A 19,927-nucleotide genomic window follows, 5' to 3' on the forward strand; every position below is an offset into this window, starting at 1 on the left:
TCGATTACCCCTTTCCAAACCAAACGCGAAGACCAACGAGCCAGCAATTAGTCCCAAGGCCAAATGAGCCTCCCGCACGGCAACGCCCCGCGGGAGGCTCAACACCCAGCAAACAGCCCTTTTATGCCTCGGACTTCTTGGCGTAGACAAACCAATAGCCGAACGCAATCAAAAGCGCGCCGCCCACGATGTTACCCAGCGTGGCGGCGGACAGGTTAAACGCGATGCCCGCGACGTTAAGGGCATCGGCGCCGGCAACATCGGCACCGTAGCCGCACGCGTGCATCACGGCGCCCATGGGCAAAAAGTACATGTTGGCGACGCAGTGCTCAAAACCGCAGGCCACAAAGGCAGAGATGGGCAGCAGAATGCCCACGACCTTATCGACCACGGTCTTACCGGCGGTACCGATCCACACGGCCAGGCACACAAAGATATTGCACAGGATGCCGCGGAAGAAGATCGTCACCCAGTCGATCGTCACCTTGCCGGCGGCAACACTCACCATGGAATTGGCGACCGCCTCGCCGTTGAGCTTGTAGATACCAGCCATATACACCAAAAAGACGATGAACAGGGCACCGGCAAAGTTACCAAGCCACACGACGAGCCATGCCTTGAGCATCTGGACCAGAGTGATCTTTTTGCTCTTGAGTGCGCAGACCATAAGCGAATTGCCGGTAAACAACTCGGCGCCGCACACAAGCACCAGCACCAGGCCCAGACAAAAGCACAGGCCGCCCACGACGCGCTGGGCGCCCCAGCCCAGCGTGCTATCGCTCAAGAACACGGTAAAGAACAGGCCGCCGAAGGCGATAAACGCACCGGCGAACATTGCCAACAGAAAGGCCTTAGCGACCGGCAGGTTGGCCTTGGTCACGCCGGCGGCCTCGGTTTTGGCCTCGATCGCGGCGGGCGCCAGGCAATCGGGAGCGGGGTACTCCACCTTGGAATCTGCCATGTCAATCACTTCTTTCCTAATCAGCAGGGGCAAGCGTTGCTATAGTTCCTGCCCCAAGCGGACAAAGTGGGAAAAGTCGTTGGCGGCCACGGCGTCGTACACGGCGTCGACGGCCTCAAAGACCTCCGGGGACATGGGGTTGTAGAACTCCGTGTCGCCCGGCTGAATCCCAACGAAGACGATATCATCACACGATTGCTCGATCTCTTCGATCAGAATCGAAAGCGGAAGCGAATGCGTGGTGAACATCGACTTGCGGGCCACATCAGTTTTATCAAGCAAGCGGATGGCGCCGACGGGCAGCGCCATGTCGGCGGCATCGACCAAAACCAAACGCGGCGGACGCTCGCGCTTGACCTCGATGATGTCATCCTCGGGCGTTTGCCCGCCGTCGATGGTGTACCAACCGGCGATGGGCAAGTCCTCCATCTTTTTCGAGAGCACGGGGCCGGCGGCATCGTCGGCACGCAGCACGCTTCCCGCCGTGAGCACGATACCCGCAAACGGGGCGCCGTTCACACGGCCATCCACAACGCGACCCATTACTGCAACCTTCCCGTCAGATACACGCCCGACACATCGCGCACGCGCTCAACCAGATCACGAAACTTCATTAAGAACGCGACCTGCTGGGCATGCAGGCCAAAGTCGTCGTCGAACACCGAGATGCCGGCCTTGGCCGACCCGCGAAAACCGCGCTCGTCGAGCAGCGCATCGCAGGCCTCGAGCAGCGACGGCACCGCCGCCTTGTCGAGCTGGCACTCGCCAAAGGAGCGGATGGCCTCAAACTTGGTCTTGGCCTCCCCCTCCGGCAGCGCGTCGACGAGCGAATAGAACACATCCACCGGCACCGACAGGCGCGGCTCAAAGCAATCGAGCACGCCGGTGTGGTGGCCCACGGCGAGCGTGTAGTACAGCACGTCGCAGGCCTCCTGGGGAACGTCTTCCTCGGTCTCCACAAACTTACGCGTGAGCTCATAGAAGACCACCTGGTCGGGCGCATGGCCCAGGCAGGGGTCGACGACGCCCTCGGCGGCCTCGTCGCTTGCGCGCGAGGCATCGCCAAAGGAGCCGCCGAGCATGCCGGGGCCCGCAAAGTAACCAGAGCGGTCCGTGAGCTCCATCTAGCGACCTCCGGCCAGCACCAGATCCTGCAGCGCCGAGTAGACCTCAACGCGGCGAGGATCGTCCTGCTTGTCGATGAGCAGCGCCATGGCACCGCGGATATCGCCCTTGGGCGCACCCTCGAGCGTGTCCATAAACTCGTTGGCCAGGTCGCGGCCGTAACGGTAGCCGCTCATGGCGCGAGCCTCGCGCTCGATGGCAACGCGCAGCTTGTACGGCACGCCGGGGTGCAGGATATCGGCCTGCTCGCCGGCGGCCTCCACCGTGGTCTCGGCATGGAGCTTTTGGTCCAGCAGACCGAGCGCCATGGCAAAGCCGTAGACGGTCTGCGCGGGGCTGGGCGGGCAGCCGGGGATGTAGACATCGACCGGCAAGATTTTGTCCGTGCCGCCCCAGACGCAGTAGTTGTCGTAGAAGATGCCGCCGGTGCAGCCGCACGCGCCATAGGACACCACGATCTTGGGATCGGGTGCGGCCTCAAAGGCGCGCAGGGCCGGCATGCGCATGGCACGCGTCACGGCGCCGGTGTACAGCAGCACATCGGCGTGACGGGGCGAGGGCACGACCTTGATGCCAAAGCGCTCGACGTCGAAGACGGGCGTGATGGAACCGAAGATCTCAATCTCGCAGCCGTTGCAGCCGCCGCAGTCAACACGGTAGACGTACACCGAGCGCTTGATCTTCTTAAGAAGGGTCGCCTTGGCCTTCTCGATGCTCTCGTCGAGCTCGATCTTGGTCGGGCGGTACTGGAGCCGCTCGGGCAAAAGCGTGGGTTCGGCCATGGTTACTCCTCCTTCGTTTCAAAATCCATGATGATGCCCTCGACCGGCGCAGGACCGGCGGGAATCTCGGGCGCATCGGGGTTGAGCTCGCGGTCGATATACTCCGGGTTCACGCCGTGGCCGCCCAGATACTCCATGCCGGGGCCCTGGGGCTCGCCGGACGCAAGCGTCTCGTTGGCAGCCATGCCGGCAGCGTTGCCGGTCTTTACGGCCGAGGCGGCGCGCAGGGCGTCGAGCTCGCGCTTGCACTCCTGGCACATACCGACGGTACGGGCGGCCTGGATGGCCTCCATGCCGCCGGCCTTTTGCAGCAGACGCTTGGCGTAGTCGATCTCCTTGTGCGGGGCGAACGGCTTGCCGCAGCGCGAGCAGTGCTCGAGCGTATAGACGCTCTTGCTGGTGAGGTCGTCCTTGCTCATGACGGCCAGCTCAAACTCCTCGGTGAGCTTGATGGCCTCCATGGGGCAGGCTTCCTCGCAGCGGCCGCAGAAGATGCAGCGGCCGTAGTCGATCGACCAGGTAATGGTGTCGGCCGCAAGGTCGGTGTCCATGCGAATGGCATCGGCCGGGCACGCCACGCCGCAGGCACCGCAGGCGATGCAGAGCTCGGCGTTGTGCTCGGGCTTGCCACGCATGTCCTTGTTGGTGGGAAACGGCGCAAACGGGTACTTGACCGTCGCGTCGCCGGCCTTGGCGTTAACCTTCCAAAGCTTCAGCATATTAGAGCGCCTCCTCATCGAGCGGAGCGGCCACGGTGCCCTCGCCCGCAAGCGGCGACTTGTCGCGCCAGACGTTCTCGAACTGCTCCTTGTCGAGCACGTGGTCGCGCTTGGCGGCGACATCGGTCACCGTCACGCGGTCGGTGCAGGAGTAGCACGGGTCGAGCGAGCCGACGATCAGCGCCGCGTCGCCCACGGTGTTGCCGCGGAACATGTAGCGCAGGACCGGCCAGTTGCTGTACGTGGCCGCCTTGGCGCGCCAGCGGTAGCACTTCTGGTTGTTGCCGAGCATGGCCCAGTGCACGTCCTCGCCGCGCGGCGCCTCGGTGGCGCCGATGGCGTACTTGTGCGGGGTGTACTCCCAATCCGTGGTGAGGATGGGACCCGACGGGCAGTTCTCGAGCATGGTCTCGATCATGTCGATCGAATCGTAGACCTCCTGGATGCGAACGGCGGTACGGCCGAAGGCATCGCAGGTATCGGCCGTAGCGGCGTGCATCTTTTGGACGTCCGGATCGGCGTAGCCGTCGAAGGGATGGTCAAAGCGCACGTCGCGGGCATAGCCCGAGCCACGCATGAGCGGGCCGACCGGCGAGAAGTCGCGTGCGATCTTGCGGTCCAAGAAACCGATACCGCTCGTACGCTCAATAAAGTTGGGCGTGGAGAGCAGCACGTCGACGAGTTCCTGAACCTCGGAGCGCAGCTGGTGAATGGTCGTGAGCGTGGAGAGCTTCTGCTCGGCCAAAATGTCGCGACGCACGCCGCCGATCACGTTAAGGCCGTAGGTCTTGCGGTGACCGGAGAGCTTCTCGGCCAGGTCCATGGACTTCTCGCGGACGCGGAAGAACTGCTGGAAGCCGGAGTCGAAGCCCGTGTAGTGCGACGCCAGGCCAATGTTGAGCAGATGCGAGTGCAGGCGCTCGACCTCGAGCATGATGGCGCGGATGTACTGGGCGCGCGGGGGGACATGAATGCCCTGGGCGCGCTCGACGGCCTCGGCATAGGCCACCGAGTGGGCGCAGCCGCAGATGCCGCAGATGCGGTCGGCGAGGAACGTCACGGCGTCATAGTTCAGGCGCGTCTCGGCGACCTTCTCCATACCGCGGTGCACGTAGAACAGACGATAGTCGGCGTCGACGATCGTCTCGCCCTCAACGAACAGGCGGAAGTGGCCGGGCTCGTCGGAGGTAATGTGCAACGGGCCCATGGGGACGAGCGTCGTCTCCTTGCCCTTGGTATCGGCCAAGAACTCGTAGTTTTCCATGTCACTCGCGGGAGCGGGACGGAAGCGGTAGTCCATGGAGTCCTTGCGCAGCGGGTACAGGCCGCTGGGCCAATCGTCGGGCAGCACCAGGCGACGACGGTCGGGCAGACCCTCGGGGATCAGGCCGAACATATCGCGAAGCTCGCGCTCGCCCCACACGCAGGCGGGGACGAACGGCGTCACGGACGGGAACGTCATCTTGGCGGGATCGACCTCGGTGCGCACGGTCACCCAGCCGGGGTCCTCCCCCTCCATGGAGATGACGTAGTACACGGCGTAACGGCCGCACAGGCTGCGCTCATCGTTGCCGATGATCACGGGAATCCAGCCGTAGCGCTCGTAGTACAGGTAGTGGACGGCCTCGGGCAGCTTGTCCTGCTTGACGGTAATCGTCAGCTGGTCCTCGCACTGCCACTCGACCTTCTCGATGCAGCCCGGAACGGCGCGGCGCAGGGCCTCGACATGGCTCTCGCAGCGGCGGGCATACACCTTGTTCTCAGTTTCAATCATTCGTTACTCCACCTCGCTCTGAGCGGTCTCGGTACCGAACACAGCGCGGTACATCGGCGTCGCGTGAAGTTCCTCGGTGCTCTGCTCGAGTACGATGCCGGTCGCGGTCTCCACACCGTGCACGAGGGGCAGCGGGGTGGCGATGCCAAACCACAAGATCATGACAGCCAGGATGATTTCGGGGATAAGCATGAGCGCCGGGGCCTCATGCTTGCCCATGCCCTGGGGTGCATGGCCGAATACCGACTTGAGTGCGATGCGGGTGAGCGCGGAGATGGCCACGGTAAGACCGAGGGCGACCACGACGACCAGCCACATGGGACCGGCGGTGACACCGGCGACAAAAGTCAGGAACTCGGAGATAAACATGCCAAAGGGCGGGAAGGCGCCAAGGCCGAGCAGCGCCAGGACGGCGAGCGCGGCGGTTGCGGGGGCAACCTCGACGACGCCCTGGATCTTAGCCAGGCTACGCGTGCCAAAGGCGTGCTGGATGTTGCCGGACACGCAGAAGGCAAGCGTCTTGGTAAAGCCGTGGAACACACAGTGCAGCAGGGCCGCGGCGATACCCAGCGGGCCACCGATACCCAGGCACAGGGCGATAACGCCCACGTTCTCCACAGACGAGTACGCAAAGCGGCGCTTGAGGTCGTCCTGGCGAAACATCGAGAGTGCCGCCACCAAAATGGACAGCGTGCCGACGATCAACAGCAAAAGTTGCGGATACTCGGCGCCCACGGCCTGGATAGTAAAGCCGTAGAAGCGCATGATTACGAGCATGGCGCACTTAAGCAGAACGCCCGAGAGCAGGGCCGAGACAGGGCTCGGGGCCTGGGAGTGAGCATCGGGCAGCCACGTGTGCATGGGGAACAGGCCGGCCTTGGTGCCAAAGCCGATCACGATAAACGCAAAGGCGAGGCGCATGAGCGTCGGGTCGAACTGGTCGGCGTACGGCAGCACGCACGACAGGAATGCGGCCTCGTGGGCGTTGGGGATCACGTCGGCGGCGTTGGCGTAGATCAGCAACGTACCGAACAGGCCAAAGGCCACGCCGGCGGTGCAGACCATCGCATACTTCCAAGAAGCCTCGAGGGCCGTCTTGTTCTTGTAGATACCCACGAGGAACACGGTGGAAAGCGTGGTTGCCTCCACGGCAGCCCACGTGAGGATCATGTTGTTGGACAGGCACGCGAGCAGCATGGTGAACACAAACAGGCTAAACAGCGCAAAATACTGCTTGGCGCGCTCGGCGGGCATGGAGCCCTCCTCGATATCGGCCTTTACATAGGGCAGCGAGAACAGCCCCGTAAGAAAACCGATAAAGCCGATGAGCAGCACAAAGATGGCGCCCAGCGAATCGAGGTGGAACCACAGGCCAAGAGCGCTCGCGGTTTCGCCGCTCATAAGGATATCACCGGCCGTCATAAGCGACAGCACCAGGACGGCTGCGACGGAGACCAGGTTGAGACCGGCAAACACGTTATAGGACGTGTTCTTGGGCAAAAACGCCATGACCAGCGAGAACACCAAAGGAGTCGCGAGCAGGGCGAGAATCAACGTTTCCATGGACTACCCCCTCAGCTCGGACAGGTCACGCGCATCGAGCGAGTGGGAGTCGTCCCAAATGCGACGCACGACGATGGACATGATGATGACGGCAAAGATGGCGTCGGTGGCGATACCGATCTCGATGATCTCGGGAGCGGTGGGGGCCAAAAGCGCGAGCGTCACATGGCTGCCGTTTTCCATGAGGCAGTATCCAAAGATCTGCTTCATGATGTTGCGCTGCGAGATGATGCAGGTGAGGCCCACAAAGAAGTGAGCGAAGCTAATAGCGAGCGCAGGCGTTGCGACCTCGGCCGTGGGCAGGCTGATCTGCGTCACGACGGCAAAGCAAATCGCAACCTCGACGGCGATGATGCAGATGGCCCACGCGGGCTTAAGGCCGGCCTTGAGCGATGCGTCGCTCGGCTCGCCCATCTTCTTGTATGCGCGGTTGAGGATGTAAGGGACCAGGACGACCTTGGTGATAAAGGCGGATCCGGCCCACATAAGCAGCTCCTGCGCACCGGTAGTGGCACCGAGCGTGGCGAGCAACCCCACAAGCACCAGCGACTGCACCGCATACCAGCTGATGGCGTGCTTGATGTTCTTTGAGACGACCACCATGGTGGACGTGACGATCAGAAGGCCGCCAAGGATGTTGACGATCGAATAACCCATGTCGTTCTACCTCCTAACCGATCCAGCTGGCCGAAAGCGGGCCGCTGACGATGACCATGATGATGAGTACGATGAACACGAATGCCATTGCCTTGGGGAGCGGTGCACCAGCGGCGACTTCCTCGCTCGGCTCGCCGGGCAGGCAATAGCCCATCCACTTGAGGAACCAGGCGAAGGTGGCGACGGTCTCGGCAACCATGATGCACACGAGCACCAGGATCGCAACGTTGCCGGCACCAACAGAGAAGCCGCCGGCGATGATCTGGAACTTCGAGAAGAACGTGTTCATGGGCGGCACGCCGGCAATGGCGAGCGCGGCGACACCAAAGCCCACGCCCGAGATCGGGTACTTCTTTACGATGCCGCGAAGCTTGGGCAGCATACGCGTGCCGAGCGTGAAGGAGAACGAACCGGCGATCAGGAAGAACAGCGTCTTGGCGAAAGCGTGGTTAAAGATGTGGCACACGGCGCCATCAAAGGCCAGCTGGCTGCCAAAGACCGAAAGGCCCAGACCAAAGAACACATAGGAGAGCTGGGCGATCGTGGAGAAGGCCAGCAGACGCTTCATGTCCTTTTGCGGCAGGTACATAAGGAAACCAAAGAGCATGGTGACCATGGCGTCGATAATGGCGACCCAGCCCACGATCTCGGGAATCTCGCCGGCAGAGACGAGCGCGCGTGCGAACACGCACACGCCGACCTTGACCATCGAGGCGCCATGCAGGTAGGCCGAAACGGGCGTCGGCGCCTCCATGGCCGAAGGCAGCCACATGTACATGGGAACCTGTGCGGACTTGGCCCAGGCTGCAAACAGCACGAGCAAGAGGACGATAGCCTTGAGCTTGGCATCGAGGCCGGCAATCGCGGTAATGGCGAAGGTGCCGGTGTGGGCAAACACGATGGCGGCGCCCAGATACAGGCCGAGCGCACCGATATGCGTGATGATCAGGGCCTTCATGCCGGCCTTCTTGGCCGTAGGCGTCATGTAGTAGCTAATGAGGCCCCAAGAGCACGCACCCGTGATCTCAAAGAACACGAGCTGGCCCAAAAGGGTCGAGCTGTACACAAGACCGGCCATGGCGCCGATGAAGGTCGCGAGGTACGCGTAGAAGCGACGACACGGCGCGTCGGGATGCTCACGGTTATTCTCGCTCATATAGGGAATCGAATAGATCACGACAAGCAGGCCGATACCCACAAAGGCGGGCGCGAGCAGCGTGCTCATGCGATCGAAGGTGAATCCCATGACGAGGGTCTGCCCAAACGAGATCAGGGGGACCTGTGTGTCGGACATGCCGGCGCCAGCGAAATTCGCGGCGAGGGCGATGGTGCAGACCGTCGAGACGGCGGCACCCAAAACGCTGAACCACTTGGCGTACGGACGGGGGAACAGGGCGACGAGCACCGAGGCCACCATCGGGGCCGCGATAGCGACCAAGCCGAGAAGGGACAGACTGACTGCAAATGACATTGTTTCTCCCTTCTCCTACACGCCGACGACCACGAAGACAAACGCCAGAACGGCGATGCCCACGACGGCCCAGGTCTGATTGCCAAGCACCTTAAAACGCGAGCGCGAGCAGGAGTTCTCGATCACGCCGCATACGACAAAGTCGACCAGGCACTTCACCAGGAAGATGACCGCTCCCAGAACGGCGGCGGCGCCCGCGGTCGCGGGCTCGCCCCAGGGGACGAAGATCGCGCAGAACCAGGCGACGACCAGGACCTGTTTCATGGACATGGCAAGCTTTGCCATGGCGAGCGACGGGCCCGAAAGCTCGGCAAGCGGACCTTCCTGAAGCTCCTGCTCGGCCTCGGCCTGATCAAACGGCAGCTTGCCGAGTTCCATGTAGCAGGCGATCGCAAAGGCGATGCCGGCGAGGATCACGGCGACCGGCGCGTCAATGGCGCCCGTCATGATGTGCTGGCCCATGGTGGCGATGTCGGTGGAGCCGCACACCAGGGCGGCGGCAAACAGCGCCAGCAGCATGGACGGCTCGATGAGCACGCTCATGAGCAGCTCGCGGACGCCGCCGATACCGGCGTAGGCGTTGGACGAATCCACACCGCAGAGGGCGAAGAAGAAGCGGGCGAGCGCCAGGCTGTACATGATGGTGATGGCGTCACCAAAGACCGGGATGGGACTTTGCGCCGTAAAGAGCGGCAGGCCCATCGCAAGCATAAAGGCGACGGCGAAGAACAGCGGCGGCATAATGCGCAGCGCAAAGCTCGCGTCCTCGCTCTGGGACTCGGGGCGCGCAAAGAGCTTGGCCAGGTCGCGGTAGTCCTGCATGATGCTGGGGCCACGACGGTTGTGCATCTTGGCACGGATCACGCGGCCGAGACCGGAGAAGAAAGGCGCGACGGCCATAACGACCACGCCCTGCAGAACGGCAAGTACGATGTTGTTCATGCTCTCCCCTCCTTAACCCATTTGCACGGCGAGCACGAGGAACACCACGAGTGCCGCGACGATGTAGCAGATATAGATGCTGTAGTTGCCGCCCTCGAGCTTAGTCGCGAGGTCGGCGAGCTTCTCGACACCCTTATGCGGGGCATCGACGAGAACCTTGTCGGGTACGGGCTCCACAGCCTCGGCCACACCGGTGAGCTTCTGGAAGAAGTGAGCGATGGACCAGCAGACGGCCGTGCAGCGGTCGCGCAGCGTGTAGAGCGGCTGCATAAACCAGGACACCTCGGAGGCAAAGGTCGTGGCCACGACGGGCATATGCTCGTTGGGAGCATAGCCGCATGCCCACGGCTGGGACTTCTGCACCTTGCTGACGGTCTTGAACTTGCGATAACCGCAGGCAAGGCCGACAAGCACCACGAGCGCAATAGCGATCGCGGGCGTGGAGGTGGCAGCGCCGGAGTATTGGTTCATGAGCTCCATGCCCTCGGCGGCAAACACGCCACCGTACGGATGCAGCACGGACGCGGCGACATCGACCAGCACGGACGCGATCACGGGAGCACCAATGCCCAGCACGACGCAGATGGCCGCGAGCAGGCCCTGCGCAAACACCATGGGGGCGGGAACCTCCTTGGCATTGGCCGCAGCCTCGGAGCGGGGCGCGGAGGCAAAGGAGACGCCATAGGCCTTGACAAAGCACGTGACAGCCAGCGCGCCGGTAATGGCGAGCGCGACGGCAGCGAACACGGCCACGATCATGACGGCCTTGTCGCCCTGCATGGCGGCGTTAAACAGCGACTGGTAGGTAAACCACTCGGACACAAAGCCGTTGAAGGGCGGGATGGCCGAGATGGCAAGCGCGCCAATGAGGAAGCAGATGGCCGTTGCCGGCATACGACGGAACAGGCCGCCCATCTTCTCCATATTGCGCGTACCCGTGGAGTACAGCAGCGCACCGGCGCCCAGGAACAGCTCGCCCTTAAACATCGCGTGGTTAAACGTGTGGTAGAGGGCGGCCATCAGGGCCAGGACGGCGATGCCGACCGAGTTGAGCGCCATGGCGGCCATGGAGGCGCCGACGCCGAGCAGAATGATGCCGATGTTCTCGACGGAGTGATAGGCCAGCAGGCGCTTGATATCATGCTCCTGCAGGGCGAAGGCCACGCCGAGGACCGACGAGATCGCACCGAAGACCATGACCATAAGGCCCCACCAGACCTGAACGCCCGAGGCGGAGAGCAGGTCGAGGCCCACCTTGAGGATGCCGAAGATACCGATCTTGATCATGCCGCCGGACATGAGGGCCGACACGTTGGACGGCGCCTCGGGATGCGCCTTGGGCAGCCAGCCGTGCAGCGGGATGATACCGGCCTTGGCGCCAAAGCCAAAGAAGGCGAGCACGAAGCACACGGATGCGACCGCGGGGCTAAACTGCGTAGCGCGGAAATCCGCAAAGGCAAACGAGCCACCGGCGAAGTTGGTCATGGTGAGGAAGCTCGCCATGATGAGCACAAAGCCCACGTGCGCGATCACAAAGTAGAGCCAACCGCCATGGATGGAGTTCTCGTTCTCCTCGATCACGACCAGGAAGTACGAGGTCAGCGACATGAGCTCAAAGGCGACCAGGAACCAAAACACGTTGTCGGCGGTGATGACGAGCATCATGGACGCCACGAAGGTGTTAAAGAAGAAGCCGGCGCGGCCCTTTTTGCCCGGGTACTCATCAAAGTAGTTGAGACCGTAGATCGAACCGGCAAACGCGAGCACCGAGATGAGCGCCACGAACAGGCCGGACAGCTGATTGAGCAGCAGCTGGAAATGGGCAAACGGGAAAAACACGATGGTATCGACCGACGCGACATCGCCCAGCACGGCCTGGATACCGGCCACAAACGAAAGCACCGCGGCGACGGCGCCGATAAGGCAGCCGGCGGTCTTGGCAGCGTTATCGGCCTTGATCAGTAGAACCGAGGCGAGCGCACCGATGCACGAGACGGCAAGCGATGCGATAAACAGCGTCATGCTATCCATTGTTTACGCTCCCTTCTGCTTTCTCGGACAGGCCCTGGGCCACAGCGGTAACGTCGACGGCCGGACCGTTTTCGATCGAACGCAGGCGCTTGGCCTCGTCGAGCTCGCGATCGGCCGCGCCGCCCATGACGGTCAGCGCCTTGGTGGGACATGCCGCCACACAATGCGGGCCGTCCGGATCGAAGGCGCACAGGTCGCACTTGACAGCGCAGGTGTACTGGCCAGGAGCCCACGTAAGCAGGCTGCTCAGGGACTTAGGATACGAAGGCGTCGGGTCGCACATGCCTGCGACACCGGCGATAGACGTGCCATCGGGATGGATGGCTCCGAAGGGGCACGCGATGGCGCACAGCCTGCACCCGATGCACTCCTGCTCCTTAACGTGGATGCGGTCGCCATCGTGCTCGATGGCATTCACCGGGCAAACCTCGGCGCAGGGGGCACCCTCGCAATGGTGGCAGGCAAGGGCGGCCGAAATACCGCCGGTCTTCACGAGCGCCAGGCGCGGCGTATCCTGAAGACCCTGCATCCGGTGGGCGTCGGCACAGGCGGACTGGCATGTTCCGCAGCCGATGCACCTCTCCGGGTTGATGTCGATGAAGCGGTTCATCCCCACTTCCTTTCAAAATAACGGGCCGGGCTCCCGAACGTACGGGACGCCCGGCCCAAAAAGCCAACGAGAACGGGACTACACGATTTGGTTCACGTGCGTCTCGTCGTCGAACTTGGCGGCGCCGGGCTCAACGTCCTGGGGAGCGGCGGCGTCCACCAGAGCCTGCTTGAGCTCGGTGTACTGACGCTCGACTTCGCCCTCGGCCCAGACCTGGTCGGCGATAGCGTCGACCTGGCAGGCGGAGAACTTGTCCTCGGGCGTATGCGAGACCGGGTCGACCTTGTGAATGGTCAGCTCGTTGCACTTGCCAATCCACCACTGGTAGGTCATGTAGACCGTGCCCTTGTTGATGCGATCGCTCACGTCGGCGCGGCTGTATACCTGGCCACGGCGACTGTGGATCGAGACGATGTCGCCGTTCTTGATACCGCGTGCCTGGGCGTCCGCGGGATTCATGCGGACAAAACCGGGCTCGTCGGCGAGCAGCGCCAGCGTCTTGCAGTTGCCGGTCATCGAGCGGCAGCTGTAGTGGCCGACCTCGCGGACGGTGCACAGGATGAGCGGGTACTCATCGTCGGGAAGCTCGGAGGGCGCCTCCCAATCGTGCGCCATCAGGTTGGCGCGGCCGTCCTTGGTGGTGAACTTGCCACCAGCGAACATGTCGGGAGTACCGTGGTCGTTCACATCGGTGCTCTTGACGGGCCACTGGGCGTAACCGCCCTCGGGAGCCATCTTCTCGTAGGTCGCGCCCACAAAGTTGGGGCACAGGCTAATGCACTCGTTCCAGATCTGCTCGGTGTTGTCGTAGTGCATGGGGTAACCCATACGCGTGGACAGGTCCGCGAAGATCTCCCAGTCGTGGCGGCACTCGCCCTTGGGCGGAACAGCCGCGTCAAAGTGCTGGAAGCTACGGTCGGATGCGGTAAAGACACCCTCGTGCTCGCCCCAAGAGGTGGCAGGCAGGATGACGTCGGCGAGCATGGTCGTCTGCGTCATAAAGATGTCCTGGCAAATAAACAGATCCAGCTCGGAGAGCGTCTTGCGCATACCGGCCGAATCGGGCTCGGTCTGCACCGGGTCCTCGCCGTAGTTGTAGAAGCAGTGCACCTTGCCCTCGTCGACCAGGTGGCCCAGGTCGGTGAGCTTGTAGCCCTCCTCGAGCGGGAGCTTTTCCTCGGGCACGCCCCAAGCCTTGGCAAACTTGGCACGCACAGCCGGGTCGGTGACCTTCTGGTAGCCAGGGTACAGGTTGGGCAGCATACCCATATCGCAGGAGCCCTGGACGTTGTTCTGACCGCGCACGGGCGCGAGGCCGGAATTGGGTTTGCCGATCTGGCCGGCAACGCAGGCGATGGAGGCGATGGTGTGCACCGTCTTCAGGTTCTGCTTCTGCTGGCATACGCCCATGCCCCAGCCAATGATGGCGGAAGGCTTCGCCGTGGCGTACATCTCGGCAGCTTGGTGGATCAACGCGGGCTCGACACCCGTGATGTCCTGTACGGATTCGGGAGTGTAGTTCTTGATGGTCTCCCACCACTCGTCAAAGCCGTTCGTGTGCTCGGCGACGAATTCCTTGTCGTAGAGGCCATCGTTGACCAAGCAGTTTGCAAAGGCGTTGAGGAACGCGACGTTGCAACCGTTCTTGATCGGAAGGTAGATATCGGCGATACGCGCGGTTTCGATATGGCGCGGGTCGGCGACGATGATCTTGCAACCCTTTTCTTTGGCTCGCACGATACGCCTTGCGACGATGGGGTGCGAATCGGCAGGGTTATAGCCGAAGAGGAAAATGCAGCCCGCATCCTCCATACCGGGGATGGAGCATGACATGCAACCTGAACCAACCGTGTCCATCAGACCGAGGACAGTAGGGCCGTGTCAAGTACGGGCGCAGTTGTCCACGCTGTGGGTGCCGATGCACGCACGCGTAAACTTCTGCATGACGTAGTTCGCCTCATTGCCGCCGCCTCGCGAAGAGCCGGTGGTCATGACAGCGTTAGGACCATATTCGTCAATTATGGCCTGCATCTTAGATGCGGTGAAATCCAGTGCCTCGTCCCAGCTTACGCGCTCGAGATCCGCGCCCTTGGTGCGGCGGATCATCGGGTGCAGTACGCGAGGAGTCAAGATCTTGGTGTCGTTGATGAAGTCGTAGCCGCTCATACCCTTAAGGCACAACTCGCCCTGATTGGTGATGCCGTTGAGCGGTTCGGTACCCACGACCTGGCCGTTTTGGACCAAGAGGTTAAACTGGCAACCGGCGCCGCAGTACGGGCAGATCACTTTATGCTTCTCCATGACACCCTCCTTCCTTTCTCTGCTACCGAATACTCGGTTCTTATTTGACAATCATTGGGCCTGTATGGCCGGCCGCCTACGCCTCGTTTTCGATGGTGGCGCGGGCACGCTCGGCAGTCAGTTCTGCCAGGCGCTCCTCGTCTACCAGGGTGAGACCCTTGGTCGGGCACGCCTCGGCACACGCCGGACCGCCGGGACGGTCCACGCACAGGTCGCACTTGAGCACGAAGCTCTTGGTCTGCGAACCCACGCGCACGTCACCCATCAAGACGGGGACCTGCGTGGTCGCCACGCTCACGGCGCCAAAGGGGCATGCCATGACGCAGCTCTTGCAGCCGATGCAGTTGTCCTCGTTGACGCCGATACGATGGTTCTTTGGATCAAAGAACAAGGCGCCCGTAGGACAGGCCTTCGCGCACGGAGCGTCCTCGCAGTGGTGACATGCCACCGGCGCGGAGATCTCGTAGGTGCGCGTTACGCGCAAGCGAGGTGCGGCGATGTTGCCGGGAATATCGTGTGCCTCGATGCACGCCGCCATACAGGTTTGGCACCCAATGCAGCGCGAAGAATCGGCTACGACTCGTTTATTGCCCATGTTGTTCACTCCCTCCTGAATCCCATGCCGGAGAGACCCTGTCGACGTTGCCCCGGACCGCCCGTGGTCCGGCATCGACGTATCGAGCACATGCGGCGAAACAGGCACTTCGATAGAATTCCTCCAACGATATACAGGTTAAATATACGCAGTTGCAGGTGGCAAACTTGAGGATAGGCCCTGCAATACGGGTGTATTGCAGGGGTTTTGGCAGGTTGGAATTATTCTTGCTTAGATATAGAGATGAGTGTATTACACGCGTACGCCGCGAGAGATTTCGCGCTCTTCTTTTAAAGATGTACTACGCTTGTAGTAATGTTTACACTCATAAACTTGAGTGCAATAAAGTATTGGATATATGATTGCCAAGTATCGGCACGTGCCGTATTTGACCATCCATATTGCACGCTAATAAAGGGAGGCCAGCGATGTCATCGACTCAAAAAAGAGCCATCCTGCAGGTGCGCATCCGCGAAGATGACAAGCAGCATGCCGAGCGCCTCTACGACGCCATGGGCACCTCGCTCGCCGAGGCCGTCCGCCTATTTGTCGCTCAGAGCATTTTGATGCGCAAGCTCCCCTTTCAGCCAGTCGCCGTACGCTCAAAGGACGGCACCGCCGCCTATGGATCGCTCAAAGCATATGGGGACCCCAATCGCCGCTCTGAGGAACGCAATGCCTGGATTGAATACCTTGCTACGGAAAGCGACGATTCGGTTTTGGGTCCCGAGGAAGTAGATATCCATGAGTAGCACCATCATCGACGAGACCGTCATCCTACGCTACCTGCTTAACGACGACGAGGTTCTGTCACCGCGCGCCGCCAAGGTCATCGCCACCCGCACCGCTCGTGTCTACCCCGAAATCATCACGCGCGTCGTGGTCACGCTGCGCGACGTCTATAAGGTTCCCCGCGTTGAGATTGCTGCGGCCATGAAAAGACTGCTCGATGACGTCATGGTCGACGAGCCCACCGTTGTCGCCCTTGCCATCAAACTCTTTGGCAAAACCCATATGGACTTTACCGACTGTCTGCTTGCCGCCCGTACCGCCATCTACAACGATGATGTCGTGAGCTTTGGCAAGCCCATCATCCAAGGCATGATCGATTACCGCCGCCAGCGCCAAACCGCCGCCGAAGTCCGCGACCGCGCCGCCGAAGCCCGCAGCCGAAGCACCGACTCCACCATCGACAAGCTCCGCCAACGCCCCCGCAGCTAATCGACAAACAGCGGCACCGCCCCGCCCCTCAACCCCATCCCCTCCTAAGTTGCGGTGAAATAGTTCCTATTTTTTGCCTTCTGACGGCCATTTAGGAACTATTTCACCGCAACTTTTTGTAAGGGCAGATTTCAACACCGCTGAAAGGCCCCTGACAACCGTTTACCGATATCTTTTGGTCGGGTCTAACCTTCTGAGCTGCGGCGTCAAGCTTTTGGTCAGCTCATGGCAAGGTTCAGCGAAATCAATATGCGATAGCGTGGTATCGTTCGCTCATCCTCGAGACATGGGGTCGCTAATGGGTAAGGCCGATCACTGTTCCAAATCTCAGACAAGGCTTTTCTTCTCGGTATTCGAGGCCCATCATGACGGACGCTTGTTTATTGCCACCGAAAAATGGGACGAACGTTGTGCCTACTCGCTCATGCAAAAGCAAATGATCGTTCGACTCTATAACCACGTCTATGCCGACCCTGCATACTGGAATGACCTTGGTATAGAAGACCGCATTTTTCAGCTGGCATCCGCCATTGCGGTCGTTGAACCCGAAGCGGTATTTTGTGGGGCGTCCGCGGCTCTGCTCTATGGTATCGGTTCGGCACACACACTTCTCGATAAGGTACAAGTTCTGTTGCCGCGAGCCACCAGGCGCGATACGTACGAATTCGTTGAGTATCGTCGCTGGCGGGCGGGCGAAGTGTGGCAGCTCGGTCCGTTTACGTTGACAGATCCGTACCGCACGGTGGTCGATATCGCCCGAACGAGCGCTTTTCGATATGCGCTGGGCTATGTCGATGGCCTGGCTCGTGAGTATGATGTCGAGCGCGAAGAGTTGCGCGCGTATGCACAGGCCAATTGCCGTGGGCTGCACGGCATCGCACGTGCGTTTGACGTTTTTGAGCACATGGACGGCAGGTCAGACAACGGCGGTGAATCTGAGGCAAGGGCAGCGATGATCCTCGCTGGAGTAGCCACTCCCGAACTTCAGGTTGAAATCACTCGGCCGGGAAATGCAGGATACTACCTTGCAGATTACGGTTGGCAGATGCCGGACGGATCTTGGAAGCTGGCTGAACTCCATGGCCTGGGTAAATTTGAAGACAATCACCAAGACGATTCCGAACACGCCGCGGCAAAAACTTATCGAGCCGCCCTTATACGCGATGCAAACTTACGCGCTATGGGCCACAACATCATCCATTTCAAACTTTCTGACACCTACAATGTCGAAGCGTTCGGCACCATGATGTGCGGCTTCGGCATTCCAACAACAAAGCCATATGCCGACTCTTGACCCACGCATATCCGAGCGGCCTTATCCACCCAGCCTCAAATAAGTTGCGGTGGAATAGTTCCTGAATAGCCGAGAAAAGCCCAAAAACAGGAACTATTTCACCGCAACTTAGAAGGGGATGTGGGGTCCCCGGCACGTTTACGAAAACGGCTCTGATCCCAAAGGGAATCAGAGCCGTTAAGCTATCTTATGGAGCGGGCGACGGGAATCGAACCCGCGTCATCAGCTTGGAAGGCTGGGGTTCTGCCATTGAACTACGCCCGCAAGATATGGTCGGGACGACAGGATTTGAACCTGCGACATCCTGCTCCCAAAGCAGGCGCGCTACCAAACTGCGCCACGTCCCGAAGGTGTTGAGCAGCTAAGGTCTAAACCTTGCGTGTCCCAAAGCGAAGGAAATTATAGGGGAGACTCCCCGCCTGTGCAAGCGCAGAAACCCTAGCTCCTCGAATGTGCGACAAACTTGCTGTGGAGCAGACCGATCACAAACGCCGCCACGGCAACCGGCGCCCACGCGGCACCGATATCCGCCAGCGGAAGAACATCAAACGGTAGCCACGCGCCCGCAAAGAACGCATCGCGGACCGAGGTGATCACGCTCTGCACGGCAACCACACCGCCGACCCAGACCCACACCTGCGGATGCGCGTCGCAAAAGCCGTGAACCAGGCCCATAAGCACCAGTACGATGGCGACGGGATACAAGGCGTTGAGCATGGGCACCGAGAACATAAGGATCACGTCGAGGCCCACGTTGGAAAGCACACACGAAAACGCCGCGAACACAAAGGCGAGAATCGCAAACGGGCGGCGCATGGCCTCCTCTGAAGCCTCCGCTCCCCCTTCGACCACGTACGTCTCGCAAAAGTAACGCGAGCAGCAGCTAATGAGACCAATGCACACATTCATGCAGGCGAGGAAGAAGATCGCGAAGACCACGACCGTGCCGGCCAGCCCAAAGTGCATGGAAGCCGAACGGGCGAGAATGGCGGCGCCATTGGTGGCGTCGGGCATAACGGTGCCGAGCTGCATCCCGGCAAGCGCCAGGCCGCAGTAGATGATGGCCATGAGCACGCCGGCGATCACGCCGGAACGGGAGATCTCGAAGGCGACACGCTTGTCATCGGTCACGCCCAACTCGTGGATTGTCTCGGCGATGATGATGCCGAAGGCGAGCGACGCGAGCAGGTCCATGGTCTGGTAGCCGGTCAGAAAGCCCTGGACCGCAGCACCGGCGTCATAGGGAGCCTGCGGCGCGGCAGCCGGTCCCAGCGGCGAGATCACGGCAGCGCCGACAACGAGGACGATAAGCGCGATGAGCGCAGGGCCCGTAATGCGACCGAGCACGCGCGTGATGACGCCGGGGCGCAGCGTGAGCGCAAACGCAACGACGAAGAAGGCGACGGCGAAGACCAGGCGCGCGGTGCCAAGCGAGATGCCCTCGGGCAGCAGCGGCACCAGCATCTCGAAGGCTGTGGAGCTCGTACGCGGAATGGCCAGGCACGGACCGATCGCCAGGTACACCGCCGCGACGAAGAACTCGCCGAACTTGGGGTGCACGCGGCTGGCCAGCTCACGCGCCGTTCCGGCAAGCGCCACGGCGATAAATCCTATCACAGGCAGGCCGATGGCGGCGATAAGGAAGCCAATCATGGCAAGCGGCGTGGCAGTTCCAGCTTGGAGCGCCAACAGCGGTGGAATGATCAAGTTGCCTGCGCCAAAGAGCATCGAGAATAGAGCGATGCCGACGGTAACGACATGGTCGGAGCGCAGACCGCGCGGTGCAGATGAGGCCATAGGCACACCTTTCGGGTCGAAACAAAAACGGGACGGGCAAAATACCCGTCCCGCAAGTATAAACGCTTTAGCAGGCTACATCCT

General features: G+C 61.3%; 18 protein-coding genes and 2 tRNA genes. 3 read left to right on the forward strand and 17 right to left on the reverse strand.

Annotation, left to right across the window (positions count from 1 at the left end; all coding sequences use genetic code 11):
* Positions 1-121: 121 nt before the first annotated feature.
* The 14 genes from I2D41_RS05785 to I2D41_RS05850 form a co-directional block, all read right to left on the reverse strand.
* Positions 122-961 (reverse strand): formate/nitrite transporter family protein, encoded by an 840-nt coding sequence (locus I2D41_RS05785; RefSeq protein ID WP_195363854.1) that lies wholly within the window; start codon positions 959-961, stop codon positions 122-124.
* A gap of 39 nt (positions 962-1,000) precedes the next feature.
* Positions 1,001-1,504: a hydrogenase maturation peptidase HycI gene (gene hycI / locus I2D41_RS05790; RefSeq protein ID WP_195363855.1), complete on the reverse strand. Its 504-nt coding sequence runs from the start codon at positions 1,502-1,504 to the stop codon at positions 1,001-1,003.
* A complete protein-coding gene (locus I2D41_RS05795; RefSeq protein ID WP_195363856.1) occupies positions 1,504-2,085 on the reverse strand; it encodes a formate hydrogenlyase maturation HycH family protein in 582 nt (193 codons plus the stop codon). The genes hycI and I2D41_RS05795 overlap by 1 nt, the downstream gene beginning before the upstream one ends.
* The gene (locus I2D41_RS05800; protein WP_006234107.1) at positions 2,086-2,868 is read right to left on the reverse strand and encodes an NADH-quinone oxidoreductase subunit B family protein; all 783 of its coding nucleotides are present in this window, start codon (positions 2,866-2,868) and stop codon (positions 2,086-2,088) included.
* Between the two features lie 2 nt (positions 2,869-2,870).
* Complete coding sequence (locus I2D41_RS05805; RefSeq protein ID WP_195363857.1) at positions 2,871-3,587, reverse strand: formate hydrogenlyase complex iron-sulfur subunit; 717 nt, start codon at positions 3,585-3,587, stop codon at positions 2,871-2,873.
* Position 3,588: 1 nt separating this feature from the next.
* The gene (locus I2D41_RS05810) at positions 3,589-5,361 is read right to left on the reverse strand and encodes a hydrogenase large subunit (protein ID WP_195363858.1); all 1,773 of its coding nucleotides are present in this window, start codon (positions 5,359-5,361) and stop codon (positions 3,589-3,591) included.
* Between the two features lie 3 nt (positions 5,362-5,364).
* Complete coding sequence (locus tag I2D41_RS05815; protein ID WP_195363859.1) at positions 5,365-6,924, reverse strand: hydrogenase 4 subunit F; 1,560 nt, start codon at positions 6,922-6,924, stop codon at positions 5,365-5,367.
* A 3-nt stretch (positions 6,925-6,927) separates the two neighbouring features.
* On the reverse strand, positions 6,928-7,581 hold the full coding sequence (gene hyfE / locus I2D41_RS05820; protein WP_195363860.1) for a hydrogenase 4 membrane subunit: 654 nt from the start codon (positions 7,579-7,581) through the stop codon (positions 6,928-6,930).
* Between the two features lie 13 nt (positions 7,582-7,594).
* Positions 7,595-9,052 (reverse strand): hydrogenase 4 subunit D, encoded by a 1,458-nt coding sequence (locus I2D41_RS05825; protein ID WP_195363861.1) that lies wholly within the window; start codon positions 9,050-9,052, stop codon positions 7,595-7,597.
* A 15-nt stretch (positions 9,053-9,067) separates the two neighbouring features.
* Positions 9,068-9,994 (reverse strand): respiratory chain complex I subunit 1 family protein, encoded by a 927-nt coding sequence (locus I2D41_RS05830; RefSeq protein WP_195363862.1) that lies wholly within the window; start codon positions 9,992-9,994, stop codon positions 9,068-9,070.
* A 12-nt stretch (positions 9,995-10,006) separates the two neighbouring features.
* On the reverse strand, positions 10,007-12,025 hold the full coding sequence (gene hyfB / locus I2D41_RS05835; protein WP_195363863.1) for a hydrogenase 4 subunit B: 2,019 nt from the start codon (positions 12,023-12,025) through the stop codon (positions 10,007-10,009).
* Positions 12,018-12,635, reverse strand: coding sequence for a 4Fe-4S dicluster domain-containing protein (locus I2D41_RS05840; protein WP_117584077.1), 618 nt, complete (start codon positions 12,633-12,635; stop codon positions 12,018-12,020). Before I2D41_RS05840 ends, hyfB begins: the two co-directional genes overlap by 8 nt.
* Before the next feature lie 78 nt (positions 12,636-12,713).
* Positions 12,714-14,936 (reverse strand): formate dehydrogenase subunit alpha, encoded by a 2,223-nt coding sequence (gene fdhF, locus I2D41_RS05845; protein WP_195363864.1) that lies wholly within the window; start codon positions 14,934-14,936, stop codon positions 12,714-12,716.
* 76 nt (positions 14,937-15,012) lie between these two features.
* On the reverse strand, positions 15,013-15,531 hold the full coding sequence (locus I2D41_RS05850) for a 4Fe-4S dicluster domain-containing protein (protein WP_022095206.1): 519 nt from the start codon (positions 15,529-15,531) through the stop codon (positions 15,013-15,015).
* 428 nt (positions 15,532-15,959) lie between these two features.
* Between I2D41_RS05850 and I2D41_RS05855 the strand changes: the two genes are divergently transcribed.
* From I2D41_RS05855 to I2D41_RS05865, 3 genes are all read left to right on the forward strand, one after another.
* Positions 15,960-16,283 carry a type II toxin-antitoxin system RelB/DinJ family antitoxin gene (locus tag I2D41_RS05855; protein WP_117564607.1) on the forward strand — a complete coding sequence of 108 codons (324 nt, stop codon included), beginning with the start codon at positions 15,960-15,962 and terminating at the stop codon, positions 16,281-16,283.
* Positions 16,276-16,752 (forward strand): PIN domain-containing protein, encoded by a 477-nt coding sequence (locus I2D41_RS05860; protein WP_195363865.1) that lies wholly within the window; start codon positions 16,276-16,278, stop codon positions 16,750-16,752. The genes I2D41_RS05855 and I2D41_RS05860 overlap by 8 nt, the downstream gene beginning before the upstream one ends.
* Before the next feature lie 298 nt (positions 16,753-17,050).
* Complete coding sequence (locus I2D41_RS05865) at positions 17,051-18,046, forward strand: hypothetical protein (protein ID WP_195363866.1); 996 nt, start codon at positions 17,051-17,053, stop codon at positions 18,044-18,046.
* A gap of 190 nt (positions 18,047-18,236) precedes the next feature.
* Here I2D41_RS05865 and I2D41_RS05870 read toward each other — a convergent pair.
* The 3 genes from I2D41_RS05870 to brnQ form a co-directional block, all read right to left on the reverse strand.
* A tRNA-Gly gene (locus tag I2D41_RS05870) sits at positions 18,237-18,310 on the reverse strand.
* Positions 18,311-18,316: 6 nt separating this feature from the next.
* Positions 18,317-18,393 (reverse strand) — tRNA-Pro (locus I2D41_RS05875).
* A 91-nt stretch (positions 18,394-18,484) separates the two neighbouring features.
* Entirely contained in the window at positions 18,485-19,843 is a 1,359-nt protein-coding gene (gene brnQ, locus I2D41_RS05880) for a branched-chain amino acid transport system II carrier protein (RefSeq protein WP_195363867.1), read from the reverse strand.
* Positions 19,844-19,927: the final 84 nt, after the last annotated feature.

The sequence above is a fragment of the Collinsella aerofaciens genome (genome assembly GCF_015552075.1).
In the GTDB taxonomy this organism is placed as follows: Bacteria; Actinomycetota; Coriobacteriia; order Coriobacteriales; family Coriobacteriaceae; genus Collinsella; species Collinsella aerofaciens_Y.

Excerpts from the sequence above, each read along its gene's own strand:
- I2D41_RS05795 (WP_195363856.1), bottom strand. The coding sequence starts at position 2,085 with ATGGAGCTCACGGACCGCTCTGGTTACTTTGCGGGCCCCGGCATGCTC.
- I2D41_RS05865 (WP_195363866.1), top strand. The coding sequence starts at position 17,051 with ATGGGTAAGGCCGATCACTGTTCCAAATCTCAGACAAGGCTTTTCTTC.
- hyfB (WP_195363863.1), bottom strand. The coding sequence starts at position 12,025 with ATGGATAGCATGACGCTGTTTATCGCATCGCTTGCCGTCTCGTGCATC.
- I2D41_RS05855 (WP_117564607.1), top strand. The coding sequence starts at position 15,960 with ATGTCATCGACTCAAAAAAGAGCCATCCTGCAGGTGCGCATCCGCGAA.
- I2D41_RS05815 (WP_195363859.1), bottom strand. The coding sequence starts at position 6,924 with ATGGAAACGTTGATTCTCGCCCTGCTCGCGACTCCTTTGGTGTTCTCG.
- I2D41_RS05785 (WP_195363854.1), bottom strand. The coding sequence starts at position 961 with ATGGCAGATTCCAAGGTGGAGTACCCCGCTCCCGATTGCCTGGCGCCC.
- I2D41_RS05840 (WP_117584077.1), bottom strand. The coding sequence starts at position 12,635 with ATGAACCGCTTCATCGACATCAACCCGGAGAGGTGCATCGGCTGCGGA.
- I2D41_RS05850 (WP_022095206.1), bottom strand. The coding sequence starts at position 15,531 with ATGGGCAATAAACGAGTCGTAGCCGATTCTTCGCGCTGCATTGGGTGC.
- I2D41_RS05830 (WP_195363862.1), bottom strand. The coding sequence starts at position 9,994 with ATGAACAACATCGTACTTGCCGTTCTGCAGGGCGTGGTCGTTATGGCC.
- hycI (WP_195363855.1), bottom strand. The coding sequence starts at position 1,504 with ATGGGTCGCGTTGTGGATGGCCGTGTGAACGGCGCCCCGTTTGCGGGT.
- brnQ (WP_195363867.1), bottom strand. The coding sequence starts at position 19,843 with ATGGCCTCATCTGCACCGCGCGGTCTGCGCTCCGACCATGTCGTTACC.
- I2D41_RS05800 (WP_006234107.1), bottom strand. The coding sequence starts at position 2,868 with ATGGCCGAACCCACGCTTTTGCCCGAGCGGCTCCAGTACCGCCCGACC.
- hyfE (WP_195363860.1), bottom strand. The coding sequence starts at position 7,581 with ATGGGTTATTCGATCGTCAACATCCTTGGCGGCCTTCTGATCGTCACG.
- I2D41_RS05810 (WP_195363858.1), bottom strand. The coding sequence starts at position 5,361 with ATGATTGAAACTGAGAACAAGGTGTATGCCCGCCGCTGCGAGAGCCAT.
- I2D41_RS05805 (WP_195363857.1), bottom strand. The coding sequence starts at position 3,587 with ATGCTGAAGCTTTGGAAGGTTAACGCCAAGGCCGGCGACGCGACGGTC.
- I2D41_RS05825 (WP_195363861.1), bottom strand. The coding sequence starts at position 9,052 with ATGTCATTTGCAGTCAGTCTGTCCCTTCTCGGCTTGGTCGCTATCGCG.
- I2D41_RS05860 (WP_195363865.1), top strand. The coding sequence starts at position 16,276 with ATGAGTAGCACCATCATCGACGAGACCGTCATCCTACGCTACCTGCTT.